The sequence below is a fragment of the Polaromonas sp. LjRoot131 genome (genome assembly GCF_964252805.1).
Lineage (GTDB): Bacteria > Pseudomonadota > Gammaproteobacteria > Burkholderiales > Burkholderiaceae_C > Polaromonas.
The window spans coordinates 616,864-629,131 of the sequence record NZ_CAXUPF020000001.1 but is presented as its reverse complement, the minus strand read 5'-3'; the positions used below and the strand labels follow the sequence as shown (position 1 = coordinate 629,131).

Annotated in this window: 12 protein-coding genes; 5 read left to right on the top strand and 7 right to left on the bottom strand. The window is 67.5% G+C overall.

Annotation, left to right across the window (positions count from 1 at the left end; translation table 11 throughout):
* Positions 1–23: 23 nt before the first annotated feature.
* Positions 24–866, top strand: coding sequence for a presqualene diphosphate synthase HpnD (gene hpnD / locus ACSQ27_RS03015; protein ID WP_436154006.1), 843 nt, complete (start codon positions 24–26; stop codon positions 864–866).
* Positions 867–868: 2 nt separating this feature from the next.
* Positions 869–2,149 carry a hydroxysqualene dehydroxylase HpnE gene (gene hpnE / locus ACSQ27_RS03010; protein WP_436154005.1) on the top strand — a complete coding sequence of 427 codons (1,281 nt, stop codon included), beginning with the start codon at positions 869–871 and terminating at the stop codon, positions 2,147–2,149.
* Positions 2,150–2,174: 25 nt separating this feature from the next.
* Here the strand turns inward: hpnE and ACSQ27_RS03005 are convergent, their stop codons facing one another.
* Positions 2,175–2,807: a glutathione S-transferase family protein gene (locus tag ACSQ27_RS03005; protein WP_436154004.1), complete on the bottom strand. Its 633-nt coding sequence runs from the start codon at positions 2,805–2,807 to the stop codon at positions 2,175–2,177.
* 40 nt (positions 2,808–2,847) lie between these two features.
* Entirely contained in the window at positions 2,848–3,543 is a 696-nt protein-coding gene (locus ACSQ27_RS03000; RefSeq protein WP_436154003.1) for an HAD family hydrolase, read from the bottom strand.
* A gap of 37 nt (positions 3,544–3,580) precedes the next feature.
* Here ACSQ27_RS03000 and hemH point away from each other — a divergent pair, with 37 nt between their 5' ends.
* Positions 3,581–4,702: a ferrochelatase gene (gene hemH / locus ACSQ27_RS02995; RefSeq protein ID WP_436154002.1), complete on the top strand. Its 1,122-nt coding sequence runs from the start codon at positions 3,581–3,583 to the stop codon at positions 4,700–4,702.
* Positions 4,703–4,714: 12 nt separating this feature from the next.
* On the opposite strand, the gene ACSQ27_RS02990 is transcribed toward hemH, so the two are convergent.
* The 5 genes from ACSQ27_RS02990 to ACSQ27_RS02970 all read right to left on the bottom strand — a co-directional run bounded on the left by ACSQ27_RS02990 (position 4,715) and on the right by ACSQ27_RS02970 (position 10,005).
* On the bottom strand, positions 4,715–5,692 hold the full coding sequence (locus ACSQ27_RS02990; protein WP_436154001.1) for a Bug family tripartite tricarboxylate transporter substrate binding protein: 978 nt from the start codon (positions 5,690–5,692) through the stop codon (positions 4,715–4,717).
* Positions 5,693–5,846: 154 nt separating this feature from the next.
* Positions 5,847–6,872 carry a Bug family tripartite tricarboxylate transporter substrate binding protein gene (locus tag ACSQ27_RS02985; protein WP_436154000.1) on the bottom strand — a complete coding sequence of 342 codons (1,026 nt, stop codon included), beginning with the start codon at positions 6,870–6,872 and terminating at the stop codon, positions 5,847–5,849.
* A 26-nt stretch (positions 6,873–6,898) separates the two neighbouring features.
* Positions 6,899–8,401 (bottom strand): tripartite tricarboxylate transporter permease, encoded by a 1,503-nt coding sequence (locus tag ACSQ27_RS02980; RefSeq protein WP_436153999.1) that lies wholly within the window; start codon positions 8,399–8,401, stop codon positions 6,899–6,901.
* Between the two features lies 1 nt (position 8,402).
* Positions 8,403–8,921, bottom strand: a complete 519-nt coding sequence (locus tag ACSQ27_RS02975; RefSeq protein WP_436153998.1) for a tripartite tricarboxylate transporter TctB family protein — start codon at positions 8,919–8,921, stop codon at positions 8,403–8,405.
* A 124-nt stretch (positions 8,922–9,045) separates the two neighbouring features.
* Complete coding sequence (locus ACSQ27_RS02970; RefSeq protein WP_436153997.1) at positions 9,046–10,005, bottom strand: Bug family tripartite tricarboxylate transporter substrate binding protein; 960 nt, start codon at positions 10,003–10,005, stop codon at positions 9,046–9,048.
* A gap of 142 nt (positions 10,006–10,147) precedes the next feature.
* On the opposite strand from ACSQ27_RS02970, the gene ACSQ27_RS02965 reads away from it, so the two are divergent.
* Positions 10,148–10,852 (top strand): response regulator transcription factor, encoded by a 705-nt coding sequence (locus ACSQ27_RS02965; protein WP_436153996.1) that lies wholly within the window; start codon positions 10,148–10,150, stop codon positions 10,850–10,852.
* Entirely contained in the window at positions 10,849–12,264 is a 1,416-nt protein-coding gene (locus ACSQ27_RS02960; protein WP_436153995.1) for a sensor histidine kinase, read from the top strand. The genes ACSQ27_RS02965 and ACSQ27_RS02960 overlap by 4 nt, the downstream gene beginning before the upstream one ends.
* Positions 12,265–12,268 lie beyond the last annotated feature (4 nt).

Genomic DNA, 12,268 nt, shown 5'->3' with positions numbered 1-12,268 from the left:
GGATCCCATGTGACAATTGCCGCATGACGCCTGAGCAGTATGTCCAGCAAAAAGCCGCCGCATCCGGCAGCAGTTTTTATTACGCCTTCCTGTTTTTACCCAAAGAGCGGCGCGCCGCCATCACGGCCTTCTACGCGTTCTGCCGCGAGATCGACGACGTGGTCGACGAGGTCACCGATCCCGGCGTGGCCCGCACCAAGCTGGCCTGGTGGCAAACCGAAGTCCTCAAGTCCTATGCCGGCGAGCCGACGCACCCGGTGATGAAAGCGCTGATGCCGCTGGCCGCCACCTACCGCATCGAGGCGCGCCACCTGCAGGCCGTGATCGACGGCTGCCAGATGGACCTGGAGCAAAACCGCTACCTCGACTTCCCCGGCCTCAAGCAGTATTGCCACCTGGTGGCCGGCATCGTGGGTGAAGTGGCCGCGCGCATTTTCGGCCAGACCGACGAAGCCACCACGGCCTACGCCCACAAGCTGGGCCTGGCTTTCCAGCTCACCAACATCATCCGCGATGTGGGCGAGGACGCGATGCGCGGGCGCATCTACCTGCCCGTCAACGAACTGCAGCAGTTCGACGTGAAAGCGCACGAGATCCTCAAGCGCCAGTACTCGGACCGCTTCAGCGCGTTGATGAAATTCCAGACCGGGCGCGCCCTCGCGCTCTACGACGAGGCGCTGGCCATGCTGCCCGAAGCCGACCGTCGCGCGCAAAAACCCGGCCTCATGATGGCCAGCATCTACCGCACGCTGCTGCGTGAAATCGCCGCCGACGGCTACCAGGTGCTGCACCAGCGGGTCAGCCTGACTCCTTTGCGAAAATTTTGGCTGGCCTGGAAAACCCAGGCTTTCGGACGAGTGGTATAGCTATGAGAGTCGCCGTCGTAGGCGCAGGCTGGGCCGGCTGCGCCGCCGCCGTGGAAGCCACACGCCTGGGCTACCAGGCCACGCTGTTTGAAACCACCCGCATCGCGGGCGGGCGTGCGCGCCGGGTGGGCGGAACGGTGGCGGGCGAGCCGGTGGTGCTCGACAACGGCCAGCATATCCTGATCGGCGCCTATGCCGAAACCTTGCGCCTGATGAAGGACCTGGGCGTGGACGCCGATGCCACGCTGCTGCGGATGCCGCTAACCTTGCAGTTCCCCGACGGCGGCGGCCTGAAGCTGCCGCAGCTCCCGGCTCCGCTTGACGCGCTGGCCGGCATTATCATGGCGCGTGACTGGCCCGTGGGCGACAAGCTCTCCATGCTCAAGGTCGCGATCGGCTGGCAACTCAAAAAATTCCAGTGCGAACCCACGCAGTCGGTGGCCGACCTGTGCCGTGGCCTGGCGCCCGGCGCCATGGCCGCGCTGATCGAACCGCTGTGCGTCTCGGCGCTCAACACGCCCGCCGAGCGCGCCAGCGGCCAGGTCTTCCTGCGCGTGATGCGCGACGCGCTGTTCTCGGAAAGCGGCGGCTCCAACCTGCTGCTGCCGCGCACCGACCTCAGCACCCTGCTGCCCGACGCGGCGCTGGCCTGGCTGGCCGCGCAAGGCAGCGCGCCGCAGCTGGGCGCGCGCGTGCAGGCCATCGCCCCCATGGGTTCAGGCTGGGTCGTGAGTACCGATGCCAGTGAGGCCTTCGACTGCGTGGTGCTGGCCTGCCCGCCGCAGGAAGCCGCGCGGCTGGTGGAAGGCAGCGGCGTGGCCGCGGCGGACTGGCTGGCACAGGCGCAGGGCCTGCAGCACGAGGCCCTGACCACCGTCTATGCCTACGCTTCGGGCGCGCGCCTGCCGCTGCCCATGCTGGCCCTGCCTTCCAATGCCGCGGAGCCGGCCCAATTCGTGTTTGACCGCGGGCAGTTGGGCGGCCCGGCCGGCCTGCTGGCTTTTGTGATCAGTGCCAGCACCGGCGACAGCGCCACGCTGACCGCGCAGGTGCTGGCGCAGGCGAAAGCGCAACTGTGGCATCTGGGGCTGGGCGGGATGAAGGCGGTGCAAACGATTGTCGAGAAACGCGCCACCTTTGCCTGCACGCCCGGACTGCAGCGCCCCGGTGCCGAGGTCGCACCGGGCCTGTATGCCTGCGGCGACTACATCGCCGGGCCCTACCCCGCCACGCTGGAAGGCGCGGTGCGCTCAGGCCTGGAGGCCGCGCGGCACCTTCACTGAAGCAGATGGCCTCAGTGCACCAGACTCAGGCGGTCTTCGCCATCAAACGCACCGTGCGGTAAGCCGGCCGCGACAGGCAGCGCTGCAGCCACTCATCCACGCGCGGGCACTGCGCCATCAGGCCGGCCGCGCCCTGCACCCAGGCCAGGACGGACGCCACGCAGATGTCGGCCGCGGTGAAACGCTCGCCGGCCAGGTAAGGGCGCGACTGCAGGTGCTGGTCGAGCACGCGCAGCGGCGTCAGCAGGTGGCGCTCGGCGTCGTCAGCCAGCTGGGGCTTGCGACGGTCCGCCGGCATCATGATGCGGTGCATCAGGAACGCCAGCGCGTCTTTCTCGCACTCGGTGACCACCCAGAAGCTCCAGCGCAGGATCTCGGCCTGCTCTGCATGGTTTTGCGCGGCGAGCAGCGGCGCATCGGGTGTCTTGAAACGGTCAGCCAGGTAGAGCACGCACGCCATGGACTCCCAGACCAGCACACCCTCGTCGTCCACCACGGGGATGCGGCCGTTCGGGTTGATGGCAAGAAATTCCGGCGTGCGCGTGGCGCCGCCCGCGTAGGGCAGCGCGATGTGTTCGTGGGCCAGTCCCATTTCGTGGACCAGCCACAGCGGGCGCGCCGCGCGCGAGGCTGCCGTGCCGTAAATCTTGAGCGTCATGAAAGCCCCTTCGAGAAAAACCATGGAGCGCCGGCCAGCGTCAACGCGGGAACAGGTCGCACAACTCCGTCAGCGTGGTCACAGTCTCGTGCGGCACGGCCGGATGGGCCCACAGCTGGTCGGAGCGGTTGACCCAGACCGTCTGCATGCCGCAATTGAGCGCGCCCAGCACGTCCAGCGTCGCATCGTCGCCCACGTGCAGCACCTCCGCCGGCAGCACCTCCACCGCGCCCGCGGCCGCGTGAAAGATGCGCGGGTCTGGTTTGCCCACGCCGAACTGCTGGGCGCTGATGCTGGCCTTGAAATAGCTGTCGATGCCGATGCGCTTGACGTCGGCGTTGCCGTTGGACACCGCCACCAGCGGATAACGGCCGGACAGGAACTCGAGCGCCAGCACCGCGTCCTCAAACAGGGTAACCTTGTTGCGCTCGTCGTAGAAGACATCGAATGCGGGCTCGGCCAGCAAGGGATCTTCGCGCGAGCGGTACAGCGCCAGCCGTATCGCCTCGCGGCGTATGGCGCTCAGGTTGTACTTGAGCTCGGGGCGCGAACGCGTGACGTGCTCGCGGATCTCGTGCCGCGCGGCGGGGTTGGAGAACAGCGCCGCGGTCATGGGCGCATGCCGGCTCAGCCAGTCGTCCAGTGCTTTCTCGGCTCTTTCGATGGCCGGCCAGATAGGCCACAAGGTGTCATCGAGGTCTAGCGTGATGGCTTTGATGGTGGTCAGGTCAAGCATGCATGGTCAAGGGCAAATGGATAAGGGAGAATAACCCATGTCTTTTCGCCCCCGCTTCGCTTCCGAGCCTCCCTTCTCCCACGGCGCACCGCCCGTCGGCCCGGCCGCTTCGTCCACCACCGCCGTCCTGCTGTGCAACCTGGGAACCCCTGATGAAGCCACCGCGCCGGCGCTGCGCCGCTACCTGGCCGAATTTTTGAGCGACCCGCGTGTGGTCGAAATCCCCAGGCCGCTGTGGTGGCTGATCCTGCACGGCATCATCCTGCGCGTCCGGCCCAAAAAGTCGGCGGCCAAATATGCCAGCATCTGGATGAAAGAAGGCTCGCCGCTGCGGGTCTGGACGCAGAAGCAGGCCGTCATGCTGCGCGGCTACCTCGCGGTGCGCGGCCATCCCGTCGAAGTGCGCTACGCCATGCGCTACGGCAACCCGTCCATCGCCTCGCAGCTGGACCAGCTGAAGGCGGACGGCGTGGAGCGCGTGCTCATCCTGCCGGCCTACCCGCAGTACAGCGGCACCACCACCGCCAGCGTGTTTGACGCGGTCTACACCTGGGCGGCACGGATTCGCCGCATCCCGGAGTTCCGCTTCGTCAACCATTACCACGACCATGAGGGCTACATCAAGGCGCTGGCCGCTCGTGTGCGCGAGCACTGGCGCACCCAGGGCCGCGCCGAACAGCTGGTCATGAGCTTTCACGGTGTGCCCGAACGCACGCTCACGCTGGGCGACCCCTACCACTGCGAATGCCACAAGACCGCGCGCCTGCTGGCCGCGCAACTGGGCCTGGAGCCCGCGCAGTACAAGGTCACCTTCCAGTCGCGCTTCGGCAAGGCCAAATGGCTGCAGCCCTATACCGAACCCACGCTGGTGGCCATGGCGCAGGCCGGCGTCAAGCGGGTCGACCTGGTCTGCCCGGGCTTTACCGGCGACTGCCTGGAGACACTGGAAGAGATCAACATGGAAGCGCGCGAGGCCTTTCTCCACGCGGGCGGCAAGGAGTTCGGCTACATCCCCTGCCTCAACGACAGCCATGAATGGATCGCCGGGCTGGCCGACATCGCACAGCAGCACCTGGCGGGCTGGCCGGTGCAGCAGGCCGATGCGGCGGCACTGGCGGCCTCGCGCGAACGCGCCCTGGCTCTGGGCGCGCCGAAGTAAGTCCTCAGGTTTTCAGGCTTTGAGCTTGAGCAGTTGCACCATCAGCTGCGTCGTCTTCACGTCGAAGTCGATGAAATTGCCGAGGTCCGGCCCCGACATCCAGGACTGCTCCCAATGGCTTTCCTTGAGCGTCTTCTTCCAGAGCTCATAGGCCAGCGAGGCCTTCACGCCCTCCACCATCTCGGCCTGGCGCGCGGCCGGCACGCCGGCGCCGGTGAACACGGCGCGCCAGTTGGTGAGGTCGACGTCCAGGCCCTGCTCGCGCACCGACTTGACGCCGTAAGCGGCTTTTTTGGAAGAGACACCGAGGGCGCGCAGCTTGCCGCCGGCCAGTTCCGCCCTGAAGGTGCCGTAGCTGGAAACACCGGCCGCCGCCTTGCCGCCCATCACCGCGTCCACCAGCTCGAAGTTGCGCGCAAACGGCAGGTAGACCGCGTCCTCGGGCCTGGCGCCCGCCGCTTTCGCCAGCAGCCCCGCGAACACATGGTCGGCGCCGCCGACGGCGCCTATGGCCATGGTTGTCTGTTTGGCATTGGTGCGCAGGCGCTCCACCAGTTCGTTGACGGTCTTGATGGGCGAGGCGGCCGCCACCACCACCACCGGGTAGTCGCTGGTCAGCCGCGCCACGGGCTTGACCTTGGTCAGGTCCACGGCGGGTTTTTGCAGCGCGATCGCGCCGACGAGGTTGCTGTCGCCCATCAAAAGCGTGTTGGGGTCGGCGTTGTACTTCTGCACGTACCAGGCGAGGCCGGCGGTGCCGCCGCCGCCTTCCTTGTTCTCGTATTCAATTTCGTCGCTCAGGCCCTGGCCGACCAGGGCATCGCCCAGGGCGCGGCCGGCTTCATCGAGCGCGGTGCGGGACATGGCGGGAATGACGATGCGCAGCTTGGGCGCCAGTTTGCCCTTGGGCGCGGTCTGGGCCCAAAGCGGTGCAGCCACTCCAAGCCCGGCGAGTCCGCCGAGAACCGTGCGTCGTTGGATAGTCAGCATGTTTTCCCTCCAAGGCCATGGTAGATGCAGTTTTCAGGCAATGGCTAGGTGTTTCATCCAGTACCCGGTCGCTTGCATCCAGCACTTTCCATGCCACGCGTAGCGCGCACCAGCGCGGCGCAGGGCCCGGCACGCAACCGGGCGTGCGCGCGACTCAGGCCTTGAGCTTGAGCAGGTGCACCATGACCCGCGAGGTGGTCAGGTCGAAATCGATGAAGCTCGCGAGGCTGGGGCCCGACAGCAGCGAAGACTCCCAGTGGTTCTGCTTCAGCGTTTTCTGCCAGGACTCATGGCCGGCGGCAGCCTTCACGGCCTCCAGCATTTCCGCCTGGCGGGCTTCGGTCACGTTCTGGCCGGTGAACACGCCGCGCCAGTTGGCCATGTCCACGTCCACCCCCTGCTCGCGGATGGCGGGAATGCCGAACACCGTGCGCTTGGACGACACGCCGATGGCGCGCAGCTTGCCGCTGGCCAGTTCGTCGGCGAATTCGCTGTAGCCCGAGATGCCGGCCGCGGCCTTGCCGCCGAGTACCGCCTGCACCACCTCGGCGCCGCCGGCAAAGGGCAGGTAGACCAGCTCTTCCGGCTTGCTGCCGGCCGCGCGGGTGAACACGCCGGCGAATACATGGTCCACGCCGCCGGCGGAGCCGCCCGCGATGGGCACGTCCTTGGGATTGGCGCGCATGCGCCCGGCCAGGTCGGCGATGGTGCGCACCGGCGAATTGGCGGCAACCACCACCACGAGGTAGTCGCTGGTCAGGCGCGCGATCGGCCGGATGCGGCTCATGTCGACGGCCGGCTTCTGCAGGGCGACCGCGCCCACCATGACCATGCCGCCCATCAGCAGGGTGTTGGGGTCGGCGCTGTATTTTTCGGCGTAGTAGGACAGGCCGATGGTGCCGCCCTTGCCGCCCTTGTTTTCATACTCGATCTCATCCGTCGCGCCGGCGCCCACCAGGGCCGTGCCCAGGGCGCGGCCGGTCTGGTCCCAGCCGCCGCCGGCATTGGCCGGGATCACGATGCGCAGCTTGGGCGCCAGTTTGGCCGCCCGGGATTTGGGCTGGGCGCCCGCCGCCGGCGGCCTGGCCGCCGTTTGCGCCCATACGGGGATGGCCCCGCCCAGTGTCGCCAGTCCCAGCCCTATCCCTCCCAGGGCCGCGCGTCGTTTGAGGTTCAGCATGTCGTCTCCTTCTGTGGTTGGAACTTTCAGCTTGCGGTTTTCCTCGTCGTCCAGTACTTGGCCAGCCGCGGCAACACCAGCACCGCCACCACGATCACGACCAGCGTGATCGACATGGGGCGCTGGAAGAACACCATGGCGCTACCCTCGCCTATCGACACGGCGTTGCGCAGCTGCGCCTCGGCCAGGGGGCCCAGGATCATGCCGACCACCACGGGAGCGGTGGGAAAGTCGAAACGCCGCATCAGCACGCCCAGCAGGCCGATGGCGTAGAGCAGGAACAAATCGAACGCGCTCTGGCGCATGCCGTAGGCGCCCACCGTCGCGAAAATCAGGATGCCCGCGTAGAGCTGCGGCTTGGGGATCTTCAGCAGCTTGACCCACAGGCCCACCATGGGCAGGTTGAGCACCAGCAGCATGACGTTGCCGATGTAGAGCGAGGCGATCAGTGCCCACACCAGCGCGGCCGAGGTGGTGAACAGCTGCGGCCCGGGCTGGATGCCGTAGTTCTGGAAAGCGCCCAGCAGGATGGCCGTGGTGTTCGAGGTCGGGATGCCCAGCGTGAGCAGCGGAATCAGCGCCGCCGTCACCGTGGCGTTGTTGGCCGCCTCGGGGCCGGCCACGCCTTCGATGGCGCCCTTGGTGCCGAACTCGGCCCTGACGTCAGGGCTGGCCAGTTTCTTTTCCGTGGCATAGCTCAGGAAGGTCGGTATCTCGGTGCCGCCGGCCGGGATGCAGCCGAAAGGCGTGCCGATCGCGGTGCCGCGCAGCCAGGCCGGGATCGAACGTTTCCAGTCGGCCTTGGTCATGTGCACGCGGCTGAGCTTGTTCTGGTCTTCCACCGTTTTGCCCTCATAGAGCACGGCGTAAAGCACTTCGGCGACCGCGAACAGGCCCACCGCCACCAGCACGATTTCAATGCCGTCCAGCAGCTCCGGAATGCCCCCGGTGTAACGGCCCTGGCCCGAGATCTGGTCCAGGCCCACGCAGCCGGCGGCCAGGCCGATCAACAGCGCCGTCATGCCGCGCAAGGTGCTTTTGCCCAGCACGGCGCTCACCGTGGTGAAGGCCAGCAGCATCAGCAGGAAGTATTCCGGCGGGCCGAGCTTGACCGCGAACTCCGCGACAAAAGGCGCGAACAGCGTGACGATGACGGTGGCGATGGTGCCGGCCACAAACGAGCCGATCGCCGCCGTGGCGAGCGCGGCGCCGGCGCGCCCGCTCTTGGCCATCTTGTTGCCCTCCATGGCCGTGACCATGCTGGCGGTTTCGCCCGGCGTGTTCAGCAGGATGGAGGTGGTGGAGCCGCCGTACATGGCACCGTAGTAGATGCCAGAGAAGAAGATCATCGAGGCGGTGATATCGACCTTGGCGGTGATGGGCAGCAGCATGGCCACCGCCACCGCGGGGCCTATGCCGGGCAGCACGCCCACGGCCGTACCCAGTGCGCAGCCGACCAGGCACCAGAGCAAATTGACCGGCGTGATCGCCGTGGCGAAACCCGCCATCAGGGCATTGAAGATTTCCATGTCAGATCCACCCTGTGCTGGTTAAACCCGGCAGGTTGATGGCCAGGAACTTCGTGAACATCCAGAACACCGGCGCGGAAATCAGCAGGCCCACCACAAAGTCGGTGACCCAGGTGCGCGGCGCATTGACACCCGCCTGGCCGCCCGCGCGGCGCAGGCCCTGCACCGCCAGCAGGTAGCACAGCGTGCAGCTCAGGATGAAGCCTATGGTGGTGATCAGCGCCGCATTGAGCAGCAGCCCCGCCGAGACCCAGACGAAACCCGGCCAGTAGGCCTGGTCGGCGCCCGGGGGCGCATCGAGCTCGCGAAAACCGCCGCTGCGCGCTTCCCAGACGATCCAGGCACCGCAGACCGTGAGGCCGATCGAGACCACCCAAGGGAGGAAGTTGGGCCCGACGCCACCGTAGCCGGCCTCGGACGAAATGCTGATCGCGCCGAAGGCCAGCGCCAGGCCGGTCAGCAGCACGCCGGCGCCGACCAGGGTTTGCGGCCAGACGGCCGAGGGATCTGAGGTTGTCATCGTTATAGTTCCCGAAAGACGTGGGACGGACGTAAGCAGTCTGGCGGTACGCCGCCCTTTCGTCAAATTTCATGCAATTTGAGCCCGGGGCGGCGTCCGCCGCTACACGCGAAAGCGTGAAGGGTCAGACCATGCCGGACTTGACCATGGTGGCGCGCAGCGCGGCGAAGTCGTCGTCGACGAACTTGGCGAAGGCGTCACCCGACAGCACGGCCGGCGTCCAGTCGTTCTTCTTGACGGCTTCGGCCCAGCTCGGCGATTTCAGCGCGGCCAGCACCAGGTCGGTCAGGGCCTTGCGCTGTGCATCCGTGATGCCGGGCGCGCCGTAGACGCCGCGCCAGTTGCCGATTTCCACGTCGATGCCCTGCTCCTTGAGCGTGGGCACGTCCACGCCGGGCAGGCGCTTGCCGGAGGTCACGGCGATGGCGCGCATCTTGCCGGCCTTGATGTATTCGGCGAACTCGCTGTAGCCGCTGCCGCCCACCGTGACGTTGCCGCCCAGGATGGCCGCCGTGGCCTCACCGCCGCCGCGGAAGGCGACGTAGTTGATCTTGGAAGGATCGGCGCCGACCTTCTGCGCGATCATGGCCGCGGCGATGTGTTCGGTGGAACCGCGCGAACCGCCGCCCCACTTCACGCTGCCGGGATCCTTCTTGAGCTGGTCGACCACGTCCTTCATGGTCTTGAAAGGCGAATTGGCGGGCAACACGAAGACGTTGTATTCGCTGGACAGGCGCGCGATCGGCGTGGCCTGCGACAGGCTGACCGGCGGCTTGCCGGTGATCAGGCCGCCCAGCATCACGGCGCCCATCACCATCAGTGCGTTGGGGTCGCCCTTGGAGCCGTTCACGAACTGGGCCAGGCCCAGCGCGCCGGCGGCGCCGCCCTTGTTGTCGTAGGTCACGGTGTCGGCCACCTTGGCGTCGGTCATCGCCTTGCCGAGCGCGCGGCCCGTGGTGTCCCAACCGCCGCCGGGATTGGCCGGAATCATCATTTTCACGTTGGCGGCCGCGAAGGCCGACAGGGGCAAGGCACCGGTCGCGGCCAGGGCCGCCAGGGATTTGAGAAAGGTATCGCGACGCATGTATGTCTCCTGTGGAATGGGGGCGCCGGGGCGCCCGGATGGCTGATAACCCGCCTATCATGCACCGCCTGGCTGTCAAACGGCTGTCCGCCGGGACTGGGGAAAGTGCTAATGTCTAGGGCCTGTTAACAGGCCCTAACCCATGATGCCCACGCTGATTCCCACGGTCAAACTGCTGCTGGTGGAGGACGACGCCTCCATGCAGGTGGCGCTGCAGCGCGCCCTGGGCCGGCGCGGCATGGAGGTCTCCGGCTGCACCGATGGGCGCCAGGCCCTGGCGCAGTGGAAGGCCACACAGCCCGACGTCGTGGTATTGGACCTGACCCTGCCCGGCCTGGACGGCCTGCAGGTGCTGGCCCAGGCGCGCGGCCAGGGCCTGACGACGCCGGTGCTGATCCTCACGGCCCGCGGCACCGTCGGCGACCGCATCGTCGGCCTGAACACCGGCGCCGACGACTACCTGCCCAAGCCCTTTGACCTGGACGAGCTCGAGGCGCGGCTGCGCGCCCTGAGCCGGCGTCGCCCATCGACCGGGGCGGAGCCCGGCGCCGCGCCGCAGTTCGTCGGCCACCTGCGTTATGACAGGGAAAGCGGCGCCATCTACCACCGCGACCAGGTGCTGGAACTCACGCCGCGCGAACTGGCCCTGCTGCAGACCCTGATCGCCAAGCCGGGCCACGCCGTGTCCAAGGAGCGGCTCTTCGAGCTGGTGTTTCCCGGCGAAACCGACGTGCAGTACGAGGCCGTCGAAGTGGTGGTCTACCGCCTGCGCAAGAAGCTCGCGCACACCGGCGTCACGCTGGTCACGCTGCGCGGCCTGGGCTACCTGCTGAAAGTGGATACGTGACAAGCGCCACGACAGGGACGAGAGCCATCTCGCTAAGGCGGTATCTGCTGACCGGCATCCTGCTTCCCGTCGGCGTGCTGATCATCGTGAACACCGCCAGCCTGTACCGCCAGGCGCTGGCCGCGGTCAACACCGCCTATGACCGCACCCTGCTGGCCTCGGCCAAGTCCATCGGCGAGCAGTTGGACGTGACCGGTTACGACGAGCAGTCGGAGCTGCGCGTGACCGTGCCCTATGCCGCATTGGAAGCCTTCGAGGCCGACAACCAGAGCCGCCTGTTCTACCGGGTGTCCAGCCTCAAGGGGGACGTGGTGTCCGGTTTTGCGCAGCTGCCTTTCTGGCACGGCGAGATCCCGATCCGCCCGCCGTATTCGGCGCTGGTGGATTTTTACGACGACGTGTTCCGCGACGAACCGGTCCGCGTGGCCGTGCTGCTGCAGCCGGTGGCCAGCGGCAAGGGCCGGGCCATGGCGGTGGTGCAGGTGGCCGAGACGCTGGAGCTGCGCAAGACGCTGGCGCGCAAGATCCTGTTCGACACCTTGTGGCGCCAGGCCATCCTGCTGGCGGTGATCGCCCTGGTCGCGGTGGTGGTGGTGCAGCGTGCTACCCGCCCGGTGCGCCGGCTCAGCGCCGAACTCAAGGCGCGCCCCGAGGGCGACCTGACGGCCATCGCCGCGCCCGACGCGCCGCGCGAGCTGCTGCCGCTGATCGAGGCGACCAACCAGGTCATGGGCCGCCTGCAGCACCTGCTGGACAACCAGAAGCGCTTTGTGCGGGACGCGGCCCACCAGCTGCGCACGCCGCTGGCGGTGCTCAAGGTGCAGGTGCAGTCGGCGCTGCGCGGCGACATGGAGGCGCGCGACGCGCTCGGCGAAATCAACCAGACCGTGGACCGCGCCACCCTGCTGGCCAACCAGATGCTGGCCCTGGCCAAGGTGGAGCAGCTGCGCCAGCAGGCCGACCTGCAGGCCATAGACCTGGCGCAGGTGGTGCGCTCGGTGGCGCTGGACCTGTCGCCGCTGATCGCCGAAAAAGACATCGATTTCGAGATTGAAACCGTGCCCGCCCAGGTCCGGTCGCACGAATGGATGCTGGGCGAGCTCACGCGCAACCTGCTGCACAACGCCATCAAGCACACGCCGGCCGGCGGCACGCTGGCCGTGCGCATCGTGCGCGATGCCAGCTTTGTCGCGATGACGCTCAGCGACAGCGGCCCCGGCGTGTCGGCCGAGCTGTCGGCGCGACTTTACGAGCCGTTTTCGGCTGGCGACGTGCGCCACGGCTCCGGCCTGGGCCTGGCCATCTGCCGCGAGATCGTCGAGACCATGCACGGCAGCATCACCCTGGAAAACCGGGTCGTGCACGGCCAGGTGACCGGGCTGGACGCGGTGGTCCGCCTGCCCACGACGTGAGCAC

What these genes read in the sequence shown, in the direction of transcription:
- hpnD (WP_436154006.1), top strand. Translation starts at nt 24, where the DNA reads ATGACGCCTGAGCAGTATGTCCAGCAAAAAGCCGCCGCATCCGGCAGC.
- hpnE (WP_436154005.1), top strand. Translation starts at nt 869, where the DNA reads ATGAGAGTCGCCGTCGTAGGCGCAGGCTGGGCCGGCTGCGCCGCCGCC.
- ACSQ27_RS03005 (WP_436154004.1), bottom strand. Translation starts at nt 2,807, where the DNA reads ATGACGCTCAAGATTTACGGCACGGCAGCCTCGCGCGCGGCGCGCCCG.
- ACSQ27_RS03000 (WP_436154003.1), bottom strand. Translation starts at nt 3,543, where the DNA reads ATGCTTGACCTGACCACCATCAAAGCCATCACGCTAGACCTCGATGAC.
- hemH (WP_436154002.1), top strand. Translation starts at nt 3,581, where the DNA reads ATGTCTTTTCGCCCCCGCTTCGCTTCCGAGCCTCCCTTCTCCCACGGC.
- ACSQ27_RS02990 (WP_436154001.1), bottom strand. Translation starts at nt 5,692, where the DNA reads ATGCTGACTATCCAACGACGCACGGTTCTCGGCGGACTCGCCGGGCTT.
- ACSQ27_RS02985 (WP_436154000.1), bottom strand. Translation starts at nt 6,872, where the DNA reads ATGCTGAACCTCAAACGACGCGCGGCCCTGGGAGGGATAGGGCTGGGA.
- ACSQ27_RS02980 (WP_436153999.1), bottom strand. Translation starts at nt 8,401, where the DNA reads ATGGAAATCTTCAATGCCCTGATGGCGGGTTTCGCCACGGCGATCACG.
- ACSQ27_RS02975 (WP_436153998.1), bottom strand. Translation starts at nt 8,921, where the DNA reads ATGACAACCTCAGATCCCTCGGCCGTCTGGCCGCAAACCCTGGTCGGC.
- ACSQ27_RS02970 (WP_436153997.1), bottom strand. Translation starts at nt 10,005, where the DNA reads ATGCGTCGCGATACCTTTCTCAAATCCCTGGCGGCCCTGGCCGCGACC.
- ACSQ27_RS02965 (WP_436153996.1), top strand. Translation starts at nt 10,148, where the DNA reads ATGATGCCCACGCTGATTCCCACGGTCAAACTGCTGCTGGTGGAGGAC.